At 48.9% G+C, this 19,263-nt stretch carries 15 protein-coding genes and 2 tRNA genes; 11 read left to right on the top strand and 6 right to left on the bottom strand.

Annotated elements, in window-relative coordinates; all coding sequences use genetic code 11:
* Positions 1–14 precede the first annotated feature (14 nt).
* Complete coding sequence (locus KB213_RS01875) at positions 15–503, top strand: peptidylprolyl isomerase (RefSeq protein ID WP_211680339.1); 489 nt, start codon at positions 15–17, stop codon at positions 501–503.
* A gap of 143 nt (positions 504–646) precedes the next feature.
* Complete coding sequence (locus KB213_RS01870; RefSeq protein WP_211680337.1) at positions 647–1,132, top strand: hypothetical protein; 486 nt, start codon at positions 647–649, stop codon at positions 1,130–1,132.
* Positions 1,133–1,393: 261 nt separating this feature from the next.
* Here KB213_RS01870 and KB213_RS01865 read toward each other — a convergent pair whose 3' ends face one another.
* Entirely contained in the window at positions 1,394–1,726 is a 333-nt protein-coding gene (locus KB213_RS01865) for a DUF6525 family protein (protein WP_211680335.1), read from the bottom strand.
* 153 nt (positions 1,727–1,879) lie between these two features.
* Here KB213_RS01865 and KB213_RS01860 point away from each other — a divergent pair.
* Together KB213_RS01860 and KB213_RS01855 are read left to right on the top strand one after the other, a co-directional pair.
* Positions 1,880–1,955, top strand: a tRNA-Lys gene (locus KB213_RS01860).
* Positions 1,956–2,117: 162 nt separating this feature from the next.
* Complete coding sequence (locus tag KB213_RS01855; protein ID WP_211680333.1) at positions 2,118–3,344, top strand: dicarboxylate/amino acid:cation symporter; 1,227 nt, start codon at positions 2,118–2,120, stop codon at positions 3,342–3,344.
* A gap of 67 nt (positions 3,345–3,411) precedes the next feature.
* Here the strand turns inward: KB213_RS01855 and KB213_RS01850 are convergent.
* Positions 3,412–3,486, bottom strand: a tRNA-Thr gene (locus KB213_RS01850).
* A gap of 68 nt (positions 3,487–3,554) precedes the next feature.
* Positions 3,555–4,700, bottom strand: coding sequence for an Mrp/NBP35 family ATP-binding protein (locus tag KB213_RS01845; RefSeq protein ID WP_211680331.1), 1,146 nt, complete (start codon positions 4,698–4,700; stop codon positions 3,555–3,557).
* A 113-nt stretch (positions 4,701–4,813) separates the two neighbouring features.
* Here KB213_RS01845 and KB213_RS01840 point away from each other — a divergent pair, with 113 nt between their 5' ends.
* Positions 4,814–6,343 carry a Do family serine endopeptidase gene (locus KB213_RS01840; RefSeq protein WP_211680330.1) on the top strand — a complete coding sequence of 510 codons (1,530 nt, stop codon included), beginning with the start codon at positions 4,814–4,816 and terminating at the stop codon, positions 6,341–6,343.
* Between the two features lie 227 nt (positions 6,344–6,570).
* On the opposite strand, the gene KB213_RS01835 is transcribed toward KB213_RS01840, so the two are convergent.
* The 3 genes from KB213_RS01835 to KB213_RS01825 all read right to left on the bottom strand — a co-directional run bounded on the left by KB213_RS01835 (position 6,571) and on the right by KB213_RS01825 (position 11,142).
* A complete protein-coding gene (locus tag KB213_RS01835; RefSeq protein WP_211680328.1) occupies positions 6,571–9,078 on the bottom strand; it encodes a TonB-dependent receptor in 2,508 nt (835 codons plus the stop codon).
* Positions 9,079–9,295: 217 nt separating this feature from the next.
* The gene (locus KB213_RS01830) at positions 9,296–10,060 is read right to left on the bottom strand and encodes a sulfotransferase family 2 domain-containing protein (RefSeq protein ID WP_211680326.1); all 765 of its coding nucleotides are present in this window, start codon (positions 10,058–10,060) and stop codon (positions 9,296–9,298) included.
* A gap of 122 nt (positions 10,061–10,182) precedes the next feature.
* Positions 10,183–11,142, bottom strand: coding sequence for a bile acid:sodium symporter family protein (locus KB213_RS01825; RefSeq protein WP_211680324.1), 960 nt, complete (start codon positions 11,140–11,142; stop codon positions 10,183–10,185).
* Positions 11,143–11,290: 148 nt separating this feature from the next.
* Here KB213_RS01825 and KB213_RS01820 point away from each other — a divergent pair, with 148 nt between their 5' ends.
* From KB213_RS01820 to KB213_RS01795, 6 genes are all read left to right on the top strand, one after another.
* A complete protein-coding gene (locus KB213_RS01820; protein WP_211680566.1) occupies positions 11,291–13,258 on the top strand; it encodes a glycoside hydrolase family 32 protein in 1,968 nt (655 codons plus the stop codon).
* A gap of 165 nt (positions 13,259–13,423) precedes the next feature.
* A complete protein-coding gene (locus KB213_RS01815; RefSeq protein ID WP_211680322.1) occupies positions 13,424–15,271 on the top strand; it encodes a methyl-accepting chemotaxis protein in 1,848 nt (615 codons plus the stop codon).
* A 116-nt stretch (positions 15,272–15,387) separates the two neighbouring features.
* On the top strand, positions 15,388–16,323 hold the full coding sequence (locus tag KB213_RS01810) for an ABC transporter permease (RefSeq protein WP_211680565.1): 936 nt from the start codon (positions 15,388–15,390) through the stop codon (positions 16,321–16,323).
* Positions 16,323–17,306, top strand: a complete 984-nt coding sequence (locus tag KB213_RS01805; RefSeq protein ID WP_211680564.1) for an ABC transporter permease — start codon at positions 16,323–16,325, stop codon at positions 17,304–17,306. Before KB213_RS01810 ends, KB213_RS01805 begins: the two co-directional genes overlap by 1 nt.
* Positions 17,296–18,264 carry an ABC transporter ATP-binding protein gene (locus KB213_RS01800; protein ID WP_211680320.1) on the top strand — a complete coding sequence of 323 codons (969 nt, stop codon included), beginning with the start codon at positions 17,296–17,298 and terminating at the stop codon, positions 18,262–18,264. Before KB213_RS01805 ends, KB213_RS01800 begins: the two co-directional genes overlap by 11 nt.
* On the top strand, positions 18,264–19,214 hold the full coding sequence (locus KB213_RS01795) for an ABC transporter ATP-binding protein (RefSeq protein ID WP_211680318.1): 951 nt from the start codon (positions 18,264–18,266) through the stop codon (positions 19,212–19,214). The genes KB213_RS01800 and KB213_RS01795 overlap by 1 nt, the downstream gene beginning before the upstream one ends.
* Positions 19,215–19,263 lie beyond the last annotated feature (49 nt).

The raw sequence follows: 19,263 nt of genomic DNA, 5'->3' as shown, positions 1-19,263 counted from the left end.
GAAGGATTTCATGAATGTCTGAGAACGTGACGATCCCAGCAGGTAACAAGCTGGTTTTTGAACTTAAGACGGGTAAGGTTGTCATTGAACTGCGCCCTGACCTAGCGCCTTTGGCTGTGGAGCGCTTGAAGCTTCTGGCGAGTGAAGGCTTTTACGATGGTGTGAAGTTCCACCGCGTGATCGAAGGTTTTATGGCGCAGGGTGGTGACCCGACCGGAACGGGTACGGGTGGTAGTGAATATCCAGACCTTAAGGCTGAGTTCACGGATAAGGCGAAGTTTGAGCGTGGTACGCTGGGTATGGCCCGTACAATGGCGCCGCACACAGCGAACAGCCAGTTTTTCATTATGTTTGAGAACGTGCCGTCACTGAATGGTCAGTACACGATTGCTGGTCAGGTTGTGGAGGGTATGGAATTGGTTGATCAAATCAAGCGTGGTGCGGGTGCATCAGGCATGGTTAAAGACCCAGATTCTATCGTGAAAGCTTATGTTGAAGCCTAATTTTTTAGAGTTTTGATAGAGTTTTTGAAGCCGGTGGGAGTAATCTCACCGGTTTTTTTGTGCGTGGAGTGATGAAAGGTGATTTTATTGGTTTCATTGTGTAATAATTACGAATTAATTTTATTAATTGAGGATTCTGCTGCATGGAAAATACGTCTTTTGGTGTTTTTTCATTTTTAAAACAGAGCTGGACATTACCTTATCTGTTCAGGCGTGATGTTTTTTGGTTTTTTATTTTTTTGTTTGGGCAGGATATTGGGTTTTCCGTAATTGGTCATTTTTTTCCGCAGAGCGAGTGGCATCGTTCAGAATTATTTATTAGATATTTTAATATATTCGTAGTTTTTTTGTCATTCATTAAATCTTGTTTGTGCACTGTAATAATAAACAGAGCGTTTCTTACTAAAGAAAAAGGATTTTGTTTGATTAAAATGGATTTAGGTTCATTGTATTTTTATTTATTCTCAATTTTATCGGGATTATTTTATTCTTACATGAATAAAATAATCAATTTTGTTCATGACAATATTAACGTTGAGTATTTTTTTATTGTTACATTAATGGCTATTTTTTATATTGTCTTTAAGTTATGTTATGACCATTTGTATGGTGAAATGGAGCACGTTTGAGAGTCATTTTTCCATTAAACAATCTAAAGATAAAATGTCTGATAATTATTTAAATTATTTAATATCATATTTGATTATTGTTTTTATGTTCTCTTCTGTAAATAAATCCATAGATGATTCATTGCATTTTTTTGGTTTTGATAATTTTAATTTTTTTGTTGATATTATTATATCAACATACACGGCGATTCTTTTTTCATCATACGATGCATTTTTTGTACGGTCTTTGGAAAAAGAACAATAAAGATACAAGGTGAGTGCCTATGTGCGTAGGATACTCACCTTTGCCGCATCATGCGGGTAGGGGATGCCGTATTGTGCTGCATAGCGGGTAGCGAAGTCTTGCCGTTCCAGACGCTCACAATAATCAAGGTAGCGCATTAAGGCGCGTTCTGCGCGCGGTGTGCGGCCATAGATACGTTTGTAGTGTTTCCACAGGATGAGCGCATTCACTGACCATGCGTCATAGACATGCTCTGCTAGTCTTTGGCGGATAGAGGGAGGAAGTTGGTCGAAGGCTTCCCACGCATCACCATCGAAACGTTGCCAAATTTGGTCGCGAAAGGTGCGGTCGTTGAGGTCAGGTTTTGTCATGCCAGTCACAGAAAGAAGGTTATGATATATCATAACATTTAAGGCTTCCGTGGAGCAAGGTCTCGCTATTACGCTGAAAATCGAAGGTTTTTTAATTTTTTTCCTCTTTGGTGTTGACCCGAGGGCTGATCCTTCGTAAACACCGCGCCAGATGAACCGGTAGCTCAGTTGGTAGAGCATTCGACTTTTAATCGAATGGTCCTGGGTTCGAGTCCCAGCCGGTTCACCACTCTTTCCTCTGAAAAATATACTCTGCTTTGGTAGCGTGATCCTTAGATGCGTTACAGAATTATGCTGTTTTCAGCTTCTATTTGGAAAAAACGTATCAAGAGCGTTAAAAGACGCTGAGACACGGATATTTCAAAGGACACAAACATTGCAGAAAAACCGGATGACCTTGTTCATTCTGATTGCCTTGGTGCTTGGCATCATCACGGGTGGGGTGATTCATAATACGGTTGCAGATGCTGCCATGCGGCAGAGTTTTGCTGCGGATATCTCCATTGGATCGACTGTTTTTCTGCGTCTGATCAAAATGATTATCGCGCCGTTGGTGTTTTCCACGTTGGTTGCCGGTATTGGTCGTATGACAGATGCGAAAACGGTTGGCCGCATTGGTGGGAAAGCGATGCTCTGGTTTGTTGGGGCGTCTTTGTTCTCGCTGACATTGGGTATGGTTCTGGTCAATGTGATGCATCCGGGCGTTGGTTTGCACCAGGTCAATGCTATGCAGGCTACGCATCTGAGTGCGGGTGGTATGACGCTGGATAGTTTTATCCATCACCTCGTGCCGGATTCTGGCTTTAAAGCGATGGCCGATAACGAAATTTTGCAGGTTGTTGTTTTTGCGGTTTTCGTAGGCATTGCGTGTGCGTCCCAGCCAGAGAAGGGGCGCTCCTTCTTGGAATGGACGGAGAGCCTTGCGCACATCATTTTAAAGGTGACGAATTATGTGATGCTGCTGGCTCCGCTCGCAGTTTTCTGTGCAGTGGCTGCGACGATCAGCACCAATGGCCTTGCGATTTTGCTGACCTATGGAAAGTTCATGGGTGAGTTCTACTTCGCCATGTTCTTGCTGTGGGTGTGCTTGATCGGGGTGGCGTTCTTGTGTTTGGGCAAGTCTGCACTGCGACTGGTGCGTTTGATGCGTGAACCGTTCTTGTTGGCATTTTCAACGGCAAGTTCTGAAGCTGCATACCCGTTGATTTTGGAGCGGATTACGCAATTCCCTGTTTCGCGTAAGATTTCATCTTTTGTGTTGCCGTTAGGGTATTCGTTTAATCTCGACGGTACGATGATGTACTGCACTTTTGCGAGCATCTTCATTGCGCAGGCTTATGATATTGTTCTGCCGTGGAGCACGCAGATTGTGATGCTGTTGACGCTTATGTTGACGAGTAAGGGGATGGCGGGGATACCGCGTGCATCATCTGTTGTGATTGTAGCGACGCTGGGTCAATTTAATATCCCGACCGAAGGTATTTTGTTGATCCTTGGTGTGGATACATTCCTTGATATGGGGCGTTCGGCCACCAATGTGATCGGAAATTCTCTGGCGACGGCTGTTGTTGGGAAGTGGGAAAATCTGCTCGTGCGTGACGGTGAAGTCGCAGAGTGATGCAGATCATGGGGCGGCATGTCGATAATGACGTGTCGCTTCAATTCTCTTAATTTTTTAAGGGAAATGGTGCCGGGTGAGGGATTTGAACCCCCGACCTTCGGTTTACAAAACCGCTGCACTACCACTGTGCTAACCCGGCGACCTTGGGGCCGTTTTTCCATGTGTCGGCCTCAGGGTCAAGATGAAATTTACGATTTTGAGAAGAATTTAGGCCTTATCTTCGAGGCCTTTGGCAATGACCTGCGCTAAGGCGGTATAAGCTTGGGCAGCTTCGCTCTCTGGTTCGGAGAGGGTGATAGGGGTTCCGTCATCGCCGCTGCTGCGAATGGCGGCGAGTAGGGGGATCTCCCCTAGGAAAGGCACGCCAGCGCTCTCAGCTTCTGCGCGTGCACCGCCATGACCGAAGAGTTCTGTGCGGTGGTTGCAGTTTGGGCAGCAGAAGTATGACATATTCTCGATAATGCCGAGAATGGGCGTTTCCATGCGTTCGAACATGGCGATGCCACGGCGGGCATCAAGCAGAGCAATATCTTGGGGGGTGGACACAATAACAGCGCCACCTTTGGCGAGCTTCGGGCCGAGCTTTTGGGCAAGGGTGAGTTGTGCATCTCCGGTACCGGGTGGCATGTCAATGACGAGAACATCAAGTTCGCCCCATTCGACTTCACCAAGGAATTGGGTCAGTGCGCCCATGACCATGGGGCCACGCCAGATCATGGCTTGTTTTTCGTCCACCAGATAACCGATGGACATGCTTTTAATGCCCCATGCTTCAAGTGGGATGATGCGGCTGTCTCGGACTTCGGGGCGGGTGGAGTGACCGAGCATGCGGGGCAGAGAGGGGCCGTAAATATCGGCATCCAGAAGGCCCGTTTTGAGGCCGGATTGCGCTAAGCTTACAGCGAGGTTAACTGCTGTTGTCGATTTTCCAACGCCCCCTTTACCAGAAGCCACAGCGATAACGGCTTTGACGTCCGGGAGGATGGCGTGAGTTGGTTTGCCTTTCCCTAGGTTAAATGGACGGTGTCCAGCAGTCTTGGGAGGGGTGGCCGGTTGGGGGGGAGTTTTGCGGTGCGATGTCAGAGAGAGGGTGGCTCCGGATAAGCCGGGGAGGCGCGCGATGTCCGCTTCGATCTTCTGGCGAATGGGGGTAAGGCGTTCAGCATCATCGCGTGAGGTGGAAAGTGCGATATGGGCGTGGCCTTGTTGAATGGAAACTCCATCTAAGCGTGCGAATGTGAGGATGTTGGAGCGCTCTTCGTTCTGACGCTGTAAAATATCGATGATGCGTTTTTCGGTCAGGTTATCAGGGCTGGAGGGGGATGATGAAGGGGGGAGGGTTTCGTCCGTCATGGCCGTTAATCTCAATATGCGCTTTTCGTGTGGTGCTAGCCTAGCATAGAGAGAGTATGTCCGCATCTTGATGAGGTGTAGCGGCATTTGGCCTTATGCGTTAGCGTGTTGATATGACCCGAACTTGCTTCCGATCCTCCTTATTTGGTCTTACTGCATTGGCTCTGGGCGCGTCTGTTACGCCTGCTTTTGCGGATGCTGGGGTGGAGGTGCCTATTATGGCACCACGTACTCCAGCCAGTTTTGCTGATTTGGCAAACAGGCTTTTGCCGTCTGTGGTGAATGTTTCGATTGCGGCGGTGTTGAAGCCTGATCAGGATGAGGAGAAAGGGCCGGATGCGAGTCCGCCTGCAGGGCCGCAAGTGCCGAAAGGCGCGCCGGGTTCTCCCCTCGATAAGTTTTTACATGATTATACAAAGCGTAAGCCTGCGCCAAACCGGCCTCCACGCCGGGTGCAGGGCTTAGGGTCTGGGTTTATCATTGATCCGTCTGGCATCATTGTGACCAACAATCATGTGGTTGAGGGGGCAGATCAGGTTGTTGTGACGCTGCATGACGGGACGGAAATGCCGGCCAAGATTGTTGGGCGGGATAGTCAGGAGGATTTGGCGGTCTTGTCCGTTAAGCCTGATCATCCATTGCCGACGGTACCTTTGGGGCATAGTGATGCGGCCCGGATTGGTGACTGGGCGTTGGCCATTGGCAACCCCTTTGGGCTGAATGGTACGGTTACAGCTGGCATTATCTCGTCGCGTGGGCGTAATGTTGAGCATGGTTTGTATGATGATTACATCCAGACGGATGCTGCGATTAACCGCGGAAATTCCGGTGGTCCTTTGTTCAATATGGCAGGGGAAGTGATCGGGATTAACACGTTGATTTACGGCGGGTCAGGTGGTGGCTCCATAGGGCTTGGCTTTGCGATTCCGTCGGATGATGCGCGTGGTATTATTGAGCAGTTGCGGCGGGATGGGCATGTCTCTCGTGGGTGGCTTGGGCTGCGTTTTCAAGACGTGACGTTCGATATGGCGCAGGATCTCGATTTTCATGGCGCGGATGGTAAAGTTGGCCACGGGGCAATTGTCTCGCAGGTTGAACCACATGGGCCAGCTTCCGCGGCAGGTTTGCAGATTGGTGATGTGATCATGCGTGTTGGGGCGCGTGATGTGACGGGGCAGACGATGCCGCGTGTTGTGGCGTCTTATCCACCTGGTACAAAATTAGCGCTGACAGTGTGGCGGAAGGGAACGGTACAGGCGTTAAATATTACGCTGGGTAAATCACCGACACCACCGGATATGCCGCCTTCTGATACGCATCCGCCTGAGCACGCGAAAGAGGCTGTTGGGTTATTGGGTTTGGAAGTCAGTGCGATTAACGCAGAGTTGCGGACACAATATGCGCTTTCTGATGATCAGCGTGGGGTGCTTGTGGACCGTGTGGATTCATCTGGTACGGCAGCATTACGTGGTATTGCTGTTGGGAACGTGATTGTTCAGGTCGGACAGGTTCAGGTGAATACGCCAGATGCGTTAGCTGGAGAACTGAACCGTGTAAAAGAGCAGAAGAAGAATGAGGCTCTGCTTTTAGTGCAAGATGATGATGGGTTGCGCTGGGTGCCTGTACCGCTTGCGGCGGATTAAGGTTTGCAACGGGTCTTCATTTTTCTGAAGAAAAATGAAGCAAAAAGATTTTTGACTGTTTTGGTGGTGAGCGTTTTTATGAGGCTTAGCCTCGATGAATAGGTCAAAAGAGCGCTTATATGAGAAGACGTCAGGGGGAGGCGTTGGACATAAAAAAGACCCGGGTGGTGTGGCCCGGGTCTTTTTTATGTGTGTCTCTGCATGGTATTATGCGGAGACAGGGTGTTTTAGAAGCCAGCGCTAACCGATGCGATTGCGGAGAATGGAGCCGCAATCGCGTAAAATGGGGTGTTGGGTGTGACGGTATGATGGTTGCTAAGATTTACTGCGTTAGCATTCACTTGGATTGATTTTGCAAAACCAAGATAAGCATGGTTGGTAAGGTTACTAAAGTTTACCCGGATATTTGGCGCTTTGAGGAAGCCAATATCAGAGAAACGGTAACCGATATTTGCATTCATCAGGACATAGCCAGGAATAGATTGGTCGTTCATGAAAGTTGAGAATTGCTTCGCGACATATTTGACATTATAGGCACCAAAGAGATGGCCATCGTCATAATCAAGGTTAAAGGCCGCTTGATAGCGTGGCGCTTCAGGAGCAACTTTTCCTCTTGTAGGGAGATAGTCAGAGCCTGCTGAGATGGCAGGGTTGGTTGTTTTATTAGTGCCGGTACCTGTAATAATAGAGTTGCCAGCCAGATTGCTGCCTAAGCGTGCGTCCAGATATTCAAACGACACATAGGGGCGCAGGTGGTAGAAAATTGGGCGTGTGCCGATTTCTGCATCGACACCGTTTGACGTTTGGCCGCCGCCATTCAGACTGGTTTGGAATGTGTTCAAGCACTGCGCATCAAGGCACTGTGTTTGGCTAAATAAGCGGTTGGTGAAGTCATAATGGAAGTATGTGATGGAGCCCATAATGGTGTGGCCAGTGTAACGATAGCCTGCCTCTTCCGAAATGGAGACTTCAGCATTTTGGTTCACGTTAGCACGTGTGGAGTAGCTGCGTGTTGTTGGGTTGTAGTTGCCTGAGTCGTACAGTGCAGCGTTTGTTGGCATACGGAAGTTTGTTGCGGCAGACACGAAGAACTGATTTTCTGCGTCCAGCTGGTAACGGATTGCCATGGTCGGTAATGGTTTTTCCCATGTCTTGTTGATGTATGGGCCGGTGGATGTGTCTGGCAGGAAGTTGTGACCGTTACGCATGACGATGGCATATTTGAAGCCAGCGTCGATTGTTAGTTTGTTGTTCAGCAGGGACAGTGTGTCACCGATAAACATGGTGTGGACGCGGGTTTGCGTCAGAGTATTACGGTATTGGTATGTTTGGCCATTAGACAGAACGGCATTTGGGCCAGCTGCCCAGATGTTCCAAGGGTTACCGTCCGCACCGATCCCTGTGTATGGAGAGGTTTGGCTTTGTTTGGAGTATTCGAACCAGTAGCCAACCATCAGGCGGTTTGCGCCTGTTGTGAGTGTCAGCTTCGCGACGTTACCTGGGCGGTAGGTCGTGGAGGTTGAAGGGTTATACAGCAGGCCTGATGTTGTTTTACCATTCAGGGTCGCATTGAGCTGTTGTTTACCCCACTGAACACCATTGAGGTTGGTGTTGTATGCGGATCCACCATTGCCGTCACCGTACCAGAAGTAAGGTGTTTCGGTGAGTGTGAGGTGGTCAGACAGGTGAAATGTGGAAGGGGCACTGGCATAGATGTTGGTGAACGGGTTCTGTTGCAGCTTGTAGTAAGATGCACCCTTGTCTGAAGCTGTTGGATCAAACGTTGAGTTTAGTTGAGTATTGCCTACAACATATTGGTCTTTACGGCCACGGCCATAAAGGTTCCAGCTGGCGAGGCTGGGGTTAACGTTCTTGTAATTATACAGGCGGTTGCCGATGATCGCGAGGGAAATACGGTTGCCGTTACCCCAGTCATTCACAAACTTTGTTTCAGCATGGAGTTTACGGTTTGTGAAATCGGTATTGAAACGGTCTTCTGAGGCGTATGAGCCGGAGAAGTAACCGCGCAGGTTCGTGTTGCCGATTTTACCTGTATCGAGGCGCAAGAAGCCACGCGTTGCGTTGTAAGAACCGTAGGAAACGTCGAAAGATCCGCCCTTCTTCATGGCAGGGTCGACCATATACATATCAACCACACCGCCGGTAGAGCTGAGATGCGGGCTGTCCAAATCGGCTGAACCTTGGGCCATGCTCACGGTACGCAGGTTTTCTGGGTCTGCGATTTCTTGTGAGTATACGGCGTAGTTGCCGATATCGTTGATCGGGAAGCCTTCAAGCGTAAAGCCGACTTGCGTCTGGTCCATGCCGCGCAAGCTCATGGAACTGCCGGTCAGGCCCATTGCATCTGTTGCCGTGACATTGGCACCGGGAAGCAACGCGATAAGTTGCATCGGGTCGCTGCCTGGGACTTGCTTGCTAATGAAGTCACGGGACACAGCGGAGACAGATTTTGCGCTGTCTTGCTTTGTCATCAGACCGCCGCCGACGGCATTGCGCGTAACACCGTCGAAGTAACGGTGCTGTGCGTGCACAGTCAGGTGTTCTTCGTTGTAATCGGTGGGGGAGGTGTTACCCATCATGGATGGAGCCGTGATTTGGGTATGTGCTTTGGCTGCTGGCTTTTTAACATCCGTATTGGATGCGGGGGCAGCGAAAGCAGGCAATGTCCCTAGGGCGATGAGGGCGGAGGTTGATAAAAGGCGTGTCAGGCGCATGGGCAGCGTGATCTTTCTCGTTTCCGATAGGAAGGTCGAGACGTCGGAAACCACGCTTTTTAAGGTGGAGCAACACTTCTTGCGTTGACAAGAAATGACATCTTTTTTTCGTGATAAATCTGCCACTCTTTCTGCGGTGGTGGGTGCTTTTTCCGCAGAAAGAGATAGTTTATGTGACAATAGGATGACATGAAGGGGGAAAGTTTTTCATCCCCTTTTATGTGAGATGTGTTCTTAACGTTTCATCTTTTGCATAGAGTGCTCGGATTCGGTGTTTTTGTTCTTCTGTCACTTGAAGTGCGTGTGCGTTTTTATTGAGGTGAGGGATAGAACGTTTTTTTAATTGGGGAATATGCTGCGGCAAGTCATTGATTTGTGCCATTGAGAATAGTTTTGAAACAGCTAATTCGCCTTGACGGTTACAGAGGTACCAATGCTGTGGGCGGAAGATATGATCCACGTCGTAAGGGGATGGTGCTTTTTCGACGAGGGTAATAGCATCATCTAAAGTGTGTAGTGTGCGGTAAAGTGCATTGACAGATGGATGCATGTTGACGCGCTGTGTGCCGCCGCGGCGGGCAAAGGACCATGCAGAGATAAAGCGTTCAACTGGATCACGCCAAATAGCAAAACTCGGTAGAATGCGGACCATGTCTGGAGCTACATGTTGGTAGTAGCGGATGCTTTCATGCATCATGATACCGCCATAGAGTTGGTCACAAATAGATGTGCCGCCATTTTTGGGGACATGTACAAAGAGAACACCAGATTTGAGAATGGTTTCTAGGCGGCGTTTTCGTTTGCCTCCACAGGGGAGTGGCATTTTGAGGTCGGCGGCGCGTTCATGAATATCATTGAACTGCTGCACTCTAAAAAGGGTGCTTAATGCTCTATGAGCCCAGTCGTCTCGTGTTGGGTACGGTAGGGACGATGGAGTAATGGGCAGTGTGTCTTGGAGCGTTAATGTCGCGTTTGTGTTCATGGTAAGATGCTGGCTGCCAATTCTTTAAGTGTGCTGATTCTCAAGTCTTTATGACGGTGAGAATAGCACAGAATGCACCCAGCGCTGTAAAAAATAGAAACAGAGTGAAACGTTATCTGGTTTTATCGTTTTCCGTACTGTCTTGCTAAAAGTGTACAGGTAAAGAGTTGGATTTGGTGGTAAATCATCAAAGGTAGGACAATGATCCCCACAGTCGAGGCTGGGAAAATAACGCTGGCCATAGGAACACCTGATGCCAAGGATTTTTTTGATCCACAGAGTTGTAGAGAAATAGAATTTTCGATGGGCATTTTGCGCCCTAAGAGGCGTGAGATCATTAAGATGCTTGTTAAAAGAATAAAATTAATGGCGGTAATCTCTATGAGACGCATGACAGAGACACGGTGCCATATGCCTTCCGTGACGGCTGCGCTGAAGGCGGTATAGACGACCAAAACAATGGATCCACGGTCTGTCATTGAGATAAGGAATTTGTGCTTTTTAACAATGGGGCCAAGCCATTTTTGAACAATTTGTCCCAAGAGGAAGGGGAGCAATAACTCTTTACTGACGTCGAGAATGGCATGGACTGGGGAAGAGCCACTGTTGTGAGTGCTTCCGAGAAGAAGGCCGGCAAGTATAGGCGTTAGAATAATACCAGCAATATTTGACATTGTGGCTGCGCAGATTGAAGCGGGAATATTGCCGCGTGCGATGGATGTGAGGGCAATAGAGGATTGTACAGTGGATGGTAGGCAGCAGACAAAGAGAATGCCGCTCCATAAGCCATCTCCGATTAGGCCATCGGGCGAGAGTGTTTTGAATAGGTGGTGTAGCGCGATTCCCAATAAGGGAAAGATTAAAAAAGTGCAGAGCAACACGCCGCCTTGAAGCCGCCAGTCCCGCACACTTTCTACAATGGCTTTTCGTTCCAATTTTGCGCCTTGGAAGAAAAACATGAGCGCGATGAGTGCCGTAACAGCGTTTGAAAGCCATAGGCTCAGAATGCCATGGCAAGGGAAAAACGATGCCAGCATGACAGCGCCGATTAGGGCCATGAGAAAGGGATCGAGACGTTTCATGATCTATTATGGGCGCAGTTTCTCTGAAGATGCAAATGACTGTTTTCGCGTTAAATAAAGTAGAAAAAGGTTGTGCCCTTCTACGTTTGGGCTGACACTTACGGCCTATTTTAAATCGGGGCGAGTGGGAGTGGTCATGAGCGACGAGATGCGTGCGAAGAATGGTGGTGTATTACCTGCGCAGAACGCTGAAGGCTTTGTGTCTGGGCGGAGGCAGGCTCTAACGTCTTTGCTGGCAGCCGGCGCTGTTTTGGGGGCTGGTCGTGCTCGGGCTGCGGATGTTGTGAAGCCGCCTGCTGGGGCTATGTCGCCGCAGCGTGATCAGCCGAATAACTCTCACGCGGAACCAGCTAACCGACCTGGTGCCGCGAGCCAGCCGGTGATTAAAACACAGGCGGATTATTTTTACCGACCGACCATTCATTACACGCCGTTAAATGGTTTTATGAATGATCCGAATGGTTTGATTTTTGATGGTGAGCGTTACCATCTTTATTACCAGTATGACCCGTTTGCTCCGTATGCTGGGCGTGTTCATTGGGGCCATGCAACCAGTATGGATCTGTATACATGGCAAGATGAACCAATTGCTATTAATGAGACGGCTGCGGGGGAAGCGTACACGGGTTGTGTGGTGATGGACCGTGATAACGTATCGGGTTTATTTCCGCCTAAAAAACCAGATGTCGTGTCAGGTAGTGCCGCTGGCGGTTCGGTGGTACCAACAGCGACGCAAGAAGCTGTTGCGGCTTTGTCGTCAAAGCTGGGGAAAGATGCGACGGATGTGCCGTACGCTCCCGATGCAATGCAGGCTTTAAAGCCGAATGCAGACCAGCCTTTTGGGACATTATATGCGCCGGAAGATGCAGGAACTGTGCCAACAGCCCCTGTTCAGCCTAAGCTGCCGCCAATGGCTGGTGGTCTGATAGCACTTTACACGCGGGCTACGCCGCAGAAGCAGTCTCAGTATATTGCATGGAGCCCGGATGGGGGTAACCATTTCATTGATTATGACCAGAATCCAGTTTTGGATTTGGGGATGACATCTTTCCGAGATCCAAAAGTCTTCTGGCACAAAGAGAGCCAGAAATGGGTCATGGTTGTTGCAAAATCACGTGAGCATAAAATTGCATTTTTTGGGTCGATTGATCTGAAGCATTGGATGCATTTGAGTGATTTTGGCCCCGCAGGTTTATTCGGGGTCGATTATGAATGTCCGAATTTGATTGAAGTGGATGTTGAAGAGCCGGGCGCGGCGCGCCGTTGGGTTTTGTTTGTTTCGGTTAATCCGGGTGGCCCTCAGGGGGGGTCTGTTACGCAGTATTTTATTGGGGATTTTGATGGTGAACGCTTCATCCCTGAAAATACGGTGATTGGCCTGACGGATTTTGCCAAAGATAGTTATGCTATGCAGGTCTATGATGACATGCCGGATAATAAGGCGGTTTATTTCGCATGGTTTGGTAATTGGCAATATTGTGAAGAAGTTCCGAACCGGAGTTGGCGTGGCTTGATGAGTCTGCCGCGGACTTTGAGTTTACGCCGTGATGATATGAATTGGTTGCGGTTAGTGCAGAAACCCTATGGGGTTGAAGGACTGCGGCAGCCGGACTTGCCATTTAAACCAACGCGTATTCAGGCGCAGAGCGGGGTGCAAACGTCTTTGCCTGTCGCGCAGGCTTTTGAGTTGTCTTTGACCGTTACCGTGGATGAGAAGTTAAATGCTCAACCAGATGGCGACCATGGGCGGGCAGGACGCTTTGTGATTGTTTTGTCGAATAGTCAGGGTGAGTCGTTGTCGATTGGCTTTGATGCGTTTTCAGGGCAGTTGTGGCTGGATCGTGGTAATTTACATGGTTTTTCGCAGCCATTTTTTACAGAGCGTTTTTCTACGCCATTAGTGGCAAATAGTCGGCGTTTCTCGCTGCAAATTATCGTTGATGCTTGTGCACTAGAAATTTACGCTAACGATGGTTTGTCTGTTGGAACAGCGTTAATTTATCCGGCGAACCCTTTGGAAACGCTTAGTCTTGAAGCTACTAATGCAGGCGCAACAATTAATGAAATGCGTTTATGTCCTTTGCGTAAAACAATGGATCGACCGACTGCAATGTAATTCTTTAAGATAAAATTCACCTATATGCGTTTTTTAGGGTGTATATAGGTGAAATAGGTATTAAAAATAATAATTTCTTAAAAGTTAACAAAAATAAAGATTGATTTTTAATAATTAATTAAATTATTTGAATTAATTAAATTATATATTTATGGATTGGGTGTTATGCTGAAAAACACATTGATAAAAACCAAAATAGCTTTGGTTGCTTTTTCTTTGGCTGTGGTTGCTTTGGTTGGAAATGCTTTTTTATCTTATAATGAAATAAAAACAGAAGAAAGTTATAGAAAATTAGTTCAGGTAGATGATCCTGGTACTATAGAGCTTACAAGGGCAACAGATAAAATAAATGCTTTACTATATGCAACGCACCGAATGTTGGAGCAGGTCCATACTTCTACTGTTTTAGAAACTCAGAAACGCTTTGAGCGTGATATTGAGGGTATGGATGCTGTTTTGAATGAAGCGCGGCGTAAAGATCCTCAAATGGCTCAAACTTTGGAACCATTTAATAAGCGCTGGATAGAATTGCGGAGGATGTTTCGTCAAGCTGGGGCAGCAGTCAAGCAGGGAGATGTCGAACAGGTTATTGATAATTTAAATTATCTAGATCGTGATGGCGTTAATTTTGCGCTGGATATTGGTTCTCTTGCCAGTAAAAGAATTATGTCTGTTGACAATAAAGCCAATAGCATTATGAAATCGGCGTCTTTTTCTATATATTTATGTATGTCTATTGTATTTTTTTCAATATTAATATTTTCTATTATTTCTTATTATGTTGCTAATAGAGGTATTGTTTCGCCTCTTCTCTCTGTGCGTGATCATATGTTGGCGTTGGCACGTGGTATTTTGAATGAAGATATCGTGCATAAAGAGCGTGGCGATGAAGTGGGGGCTATGGCGAAAGCTTTGCATATTATGCAAAATGCCTTGGTACAAGCGCGCCGCTTGGAAGATGAGCAGCGGTTATTAGAAGAAAATGCTGCACGGGAACGGGAGTTGGCCGCAGAACGTGCGGCGCGTGATGCAGCATTTGAAAAACAAGCAATTGATGCAATACGAAAAGGCTTATCAGAAGCGGCCGAAGGAAACCTAACGTATCATGTGGATACGGATTTTCCTGACCGACTTTTGATTATGCGTGATGATTTTAACAGTTCTTTTGTGAAGTTACGACAGACCTTGATGGCTGTTCAGTCAGGTATTGTGGTTATTAATTCTGGCGCGAGTGAGGTGGCTACAGCTTCGACAGATATTTCACGTCGCATTGACCGGCAAGCGCAGAGTATTGAACAATCTTCGGTGGCTTTGGGACGTGTTTCAGGAATGCTCCGCGATTCTGCCGAAAGTGCCAAGAAGGTGGCAGAAGTAACAGATAAAGCGCGTGAAACGGCAGAACATTCGGCCCAAAAGATGCAAGGGGCGGTGGATGCGATGGGGCGCATTGAGGGGAGCTTTAAAGAAATTAGTCAAGTGATTGGGTTGATTGATGACATTGCATTTCAAACGAATCTTTTGGCTTTGAATGCAGGTATTGAGGCCGCCCGTGCAGGGGATGCGGGGAGTGGTTTTGCTGTTGTGGCGCGTGAGGTGAGAACGCTGGCCTTACGGTCTGCGGAGAGTGCGCGGCAGGTGAAAGAGCTTGTGTCGAATTCTGGGCATTTTGTACAGGATGGTGTGGTTCAAGTGAACGATGCGGGTGGAGCTCTCGAAAATATTTTGCGCCAAGTTGGTGAGATTAATCAGTATGTTGCTGAGATTGCTCAAGCCTCTTCAGGGCAGTCGATAGCCGTTGAAGAAGTGAATTTAGCCGTTGGTGAAATGACGCAGACAATTCAACAAAATGCGGCGATGTTGGAGCAAACGACAACGTCTATTGCATCTTTGGATCAAGAGGCGATGCGGTTGAAAAAACGGATTTCACTTTTCAAATTAGAGAGTGAAGGTCATGTGCTTGATTATGTAAAAGCGCATTCATTCTCCAAAAAAGAGTTGAGTTTGTCTTCGTAAAGGGGTGTTTCAGCGTTCCTTCTCATGGCGTTAGGGTGTTAGAGGTCATTATCTAACGTGATGAGAAGGGGAATGGTGTGCAGGCAAAACCATACCCGCAAAGCATAGGTGGTGTAATGCGACCGAGTGTGTGGTGCGCTGTGGGGGCGTTGGTTTTCGTTGTTGTTTCGTCTCTTTCAGCGCCGCTTTATGCACATTTTTGTGGTGTCAGCCCGTTTAATTCTAATGTCGCGGGCACGGCATTGCGTGGTGGGCATGTTGTGGATGTCATGCAGCCTAATGATAACCCTCTACATCTTGGTTTGTCGCCTTTAGGGCCAGATTGGCGGTTAGGCGCGTATATGTTGGGGGCGGATACGCAAGGCCGGGATGTGGCTGCACGTTTGTTCTACGGTGGCCGCAATTCTTTACTGATCGCGGGGGCATCGGCAGTTGTGTGTTTGCTTGTAGCGGGCAGTGTGGCGTTATGGGCAGGTTATAAGGGGGGATGGATCGATATTATCCTGTCACGGTGTATGGATATTTTATGGGCCATCCCCGTATATTTGTTGGCAATTTCGTTGTCGGTTGTGACGTTGGGTCACGGTTTGACCATTGGTCCTTTGCGTATTGAAGCAGATAGTTTTCTCATTCCCATTATGATTATCGCAACGGTGTACGTGCCCTATGCAGCGCGTTCGTTGCGGGCGCAGGTGCAGCGTTTGGCGCGGGCTGAGTTTGTGCTGGCCGCGCGTAGCTCTGGTGCTTCGGATATGCGTATTCTTGTGCGGGAAATTTTACCGAATTTATGGCCATCGTTCTTAGTGCTGGCACCTTTAGTCATGGCACTGTGTTTGATGGCGGAATCGGCTTTGTCGTTTTTATCTCTTGGGGTGCAAGCGCCAGCGGCGTCCTGGGGGACGATTATTTTGGATGGTGAGGGGCTTTTATATACGCGTCCTCTTGTAGCGATTGCCCCGGGTATTTTGATCGCTATTACAGTTTTATCCTTGAATGTTTTGGGTGGTGCTGCGCAGTCGGCTTTAGAGGCGCCGGAGCACGACCGGACATGATGATGCGTGCTGTGTTTTCGCGTTTAGGGCAGATGGTTTTTGTCTTATTTGGGATTTCTGTCTTGGTGTTTGCAATTTTCTTTGCAACCCCCGGTGCGGATCCGACGGCGCGTATTGCGGGACGTGGAGCGAGCCCAGATGTTGTGGCGCGTGTGCGCGCAGAGTACGGCTTTGATCGTTCTTTGCCAGTGCAATACGCCACGATGATGAAAAAGCTTTTCGTGACCCGTGACCTGACATCTTATGTAAATCATGGGCAACGTGTTGTGCCGGAAGTCTTACAAGCTGCGCCTGTTACGGGGTCACTCGTTTTGTTTGCCGCCTTGTTTTGGGTGGGGGGGGCGTTGGTCTTTGGGCTGATCGCGGCAATATGTGCAGGGCGGTGGCCTGATCGGGTGGTCATGACCTTGGGGCTTGTGGGGTTGTCCATGCCGGTTTTTTGGTTGGGGGAAACGGTTAATCTTCTGACGCAAAGCCGTTGGCATGACAGTATTGTGTTTCGTTGGGTGCCTCCACTGGGATACACGCCGTTTCATGACAGTCCGTGGGGCTGGGCGCGTGCTTTGTTATTGCCGGCATTGACGTTGGCTGTGTCGTTCATTGGGTTTTATGCACGGGTTTTAAGAAATGATCTTCTGGCGGCTATGCGGGATGATTCGGTCAGGACAGCGCGGGCGAAAGGGGTGGGGCCTATAGCGCTTTGGACTCGATATGGTTTGCGTTTGTCTTGGACGGGACTTGTGTCTTTGTTCGGGCTGGATTTTGCCCAATTATTGGGCGGTGGCGCATTGTTGGTTGAGGTGGTGTTTGCGCTGCCCGGTGTTGGCCGTTTGACGTATCAGGCATTGGCGACGTTGGATTTGCCATTAATTATGGCCACGGTGATGTATGCGGCGTTTTTTGTAGTGCTGACGAATGCGGTTGTAGACGGGATTTACGTATTGCTGGACCCGAGGTTGCGGGGGGTACGTCATGGGGGATGAACCGCTTCTCTGTGTCGATGATATGCGCTTAACGCTCCGTAATGGTGTGCGGCTATTGGATGGGGTGTCCCTGTCGGTGCAACGTGGTGAAGCGTTGGGAGTGGTTGGTGAGTCTGGCTCCGGTAAAAGTTTGACGGCGCTCAGCATCTTACGTCTTGTACCTGATGTGGTGACAGAGGGAAGCTTACGCCTGAATGGTGTGGAACTAACGACGTTGTCTGAGCGTGCTTTGCGGCGTGTCCGTGGGCGTAAGGCTGCGATGGTGTTTCAAGATCCAATGACAGCGTTTTTCCCAGTACGATCTGTCGGGGAGCAAATTGTAGAGCAAATTCGTTTGCACCGAAAAATACGCTTTCGTGCGGCATGGGATGAGGCTGTGGCTCTTTTGGCACGTATGGGAGTGCCGGATGCCGATGGTGCTGCGCGGCGTTATCCGCATCAACTGTCTGGTGGCCTACGGCAACGTGCCATGATTGCGATGGCGTTATCGTGTACTCCGGACCTTTTAATTGCAGATGAACCGACGACGGCTTTGGATGTGACGGTTCAAGCGCAGATTTTACGGTTATTTCAAGAAATTAGAGCTCGTGGGTCGGGGCTTATGATCATTACGCATGATGTGGGGGTTGTAGCGCAAACCTGTACGCGTGTGGCTGTGATGTATGCAGGGGTTGTTGTCGAAGAAGGGCCGACGGAAGCAGTTTTGAACAAGCCCTTGCACCCATACACGCAGGCTCTGATTGCTGCGGTTCCTCCTTTGGAGGGAGATAGGCCGGAGCGTTTGCAAAGTTTATCTGGGACACCGCCTAACCCTGCATCTCGTCCGGTAGGGTGTGTTTTTGCGCCGCGCTGTTTGTATGTGAGCGACGCGTGTCACACGCGCCCTATTTTGAATGTTGGGATTACGGGGCGGAAAGTGGCGTGTATTTTGTATGATGGGGCGGAGGCGCTGGATTGATGCAGAAAAGCGCATCATCTGATCATCCTCTTTTGGAGGTGAAGAATCTTCATCGTCGTTACCCTGTGGGGAGGGGGCGTGTTCTGCATGCGGTTGCGGGCGTGTCTTTAACGGTAGCGCGTGGTGAAGCTCTTGCGCTTGTCGGTGAATCAGGGTGTGGGAAATCAACATTGGGGCGTTTGTTGATTGCCTTAGATCAGCCTGATGAAGGGGAGGTGCGCTTCGAAGGACAGGTGATTAGTGGCCGTTCTGAGCGTGCAATGAGGTCGATGAGACCGCGTATGCAAATGGTCTTTCAAGATTCGCTATCGAGTTTTAATCCGCGGCGGCGTGTGGGGGATGCGCTATTAGAGCCATTAAAGATCCATCGTCGCTCTTATGATGCCGGTACTCTTGAGCGATTATTGGAACAAGTTGGGTTGCCGGTCGATGTTAAGGGGCGTTTTCCAAAGACCTTTTCAGGTGGACAAAGACAGCGGTTAAATATTGCACGCGCCTTGGTGTTACAGCCCGATTTATTGGTGGCAGATGAGCCTGTTTCGGCTTTGGATGTTTCATTGCAGGCGCAAATCATTAATTTATTTCATGAGTTGCGCGCTCGTTTAGGGCTGGCGTGTGTTTTTATTTCGCATGATCTTTCTGTCGTGAGGCAAATGGCTGATCGTGTAGCGGTGATGTATTTGGGGCGTATTGTTGAGGTGGGGGAGACCCTTTCGCTCATGCAGCATCCTGCGCATCCTTATAGCCGGGCATTATTGGACGCGATTCCGCGTTTGAATCAGCCTTTGCCCAATGCTTTGCAAGGAGATGTGCCGAGTCCGGTGGATGTGCCGTCTGGGTGTCCTTTTCATACGCGGTGTCCAGTTGTGAGGTCGCGTTGTGGGCAGGAGCGTCCAATGCTGCGGCCGGTTGGGGGCGGGCGTGAAGTTGCATGTCACTACCCTGTTTAGGGTGCTATCTTAATTGTGAACGACGGTGGAGTGCGGTCTCTCGCGACTG

This window comes from Neokomagataea anthophila (genome assembly GCF_018122595.1).
GTDB classification, from domain to species: Bacteria; Pseudomonadota; Alphaproteobacteria; order Acetobacterales; family Acetobacteraceae; genus Gluconobacter; species Gluconobacter anthophilus.
Note: the sequence above shows the minus strand (reverse complement) of the source record. Positions and strands in the feature narration are given on the sequence as shown.

Excerpts from the sequence above, each read along its gene's own strand:
- KB213_RS01875 (WP_211680339.1), top strand. The coding sequence starts at position 15 with ATGTCTGAGAACGTGACGATCCCAGCAGGTAACAAGCTGGTTTTTGAA.
- KB213_RS01870 (WP_211680337.1), top strand. The coding sequence starts at position 647 with ATGGAAAATACGTCTTTTGGTGTTTTTTCATTTTTAAAACAGAGCTGG.
- KB213_RS01865 (WP_211680335.1), bottom strand. The coding sequence starts at position 1,726 with ATGACAAAACCTGACCTCAACGACCGCACCTTTCGCGACCAAATTTGG.
- KB213_RS01855 (WP_211680333.1), top strand. The coding sequence starts at position 2,118 with ATGACCTTGTTCATTCTGATTGCCTTGGTGCTTGGCATCATCACGGGT.
- KB213_RS01845 (WP_211680331.1), bottom strand. The coding sequence starts at position 4,700 with ATGACGGACGAAACCCTCCCCCCTTCATCATCCCCCTCCAGCCCTGAT.
- KB213_RS01840 (WP_211680330.1), top strand. The coding sequence starts at position 4,814 with ATGACCCGAACTTGCTTCCGATCCTCCTTATTTGGTCTTACTGCATTG.
- KB213_RS01835 (WP_211680328.1), bottom strand. The coding sequence starts at position 9,078 with ATGCGCCTGACACGCCTTTTATCAACCTCCGCCCTCATCGCCCTAGGG.
- KB213_RS01830 (WP_211680326.1), bottom strand. The coding sequence starts at position 10,060 with ATGAACACAAACGCGACATTAACGCTCCAAGACACACTGCCCATTACT.
- KB213_RS01825 (WP_211680324.1), bottom strand. The coding sequence starts at position 11,142 with ATGAAACGTCTCGATCCCTTTCTCATGGCCCTAATCGGCGCTGTCATG.
- KB213_RS01820 (WP_211680566.1), top strand. The coding sequence starts at position 11,291 with ATGCGTGCGAAGAATGGTGGTGTATTACCTGCGCAGAACGCTGAAGGC.
- KB213_RS01815 (WP_211680322.1), top strand. The coding sequence starts at position 13,424 with ATGCTGAAAAACACATTGATAAAAACCAAAATAGCTTTGGTTGCTTTT.
- KB213_RS01810 (WP_211680565.1), top strand. The coding sequence starts at position 15,388 with ATGCGACCGAGTGTGTGGTGCGCTGTGGGGGCGTTGGTTTTCGTTGTT.
- KB213_RS01805 (WP_211680564.1), top strand. The coding sequence starts at position 16,323 with ATGATGCGTGCTGTGTTTTCGCGTTTAGGGCAGATGGTTTTTGTCTTA.
- KB213_RS01800 (WP_211680320.1), top strand. The coding sequence starts at position 17,296 with ATGGGGGATGAACCGCTTCTCTGTGTCGATGATATGCGCTTAACGCTC.
- KB213_RS01795 (WP_211680318.1), top strand. The coding sequence starts at position 18,264 with ATGCAGAAAAGCGCATCATCTGATCATCCTCTTTTGGAGGTGAAGAAT.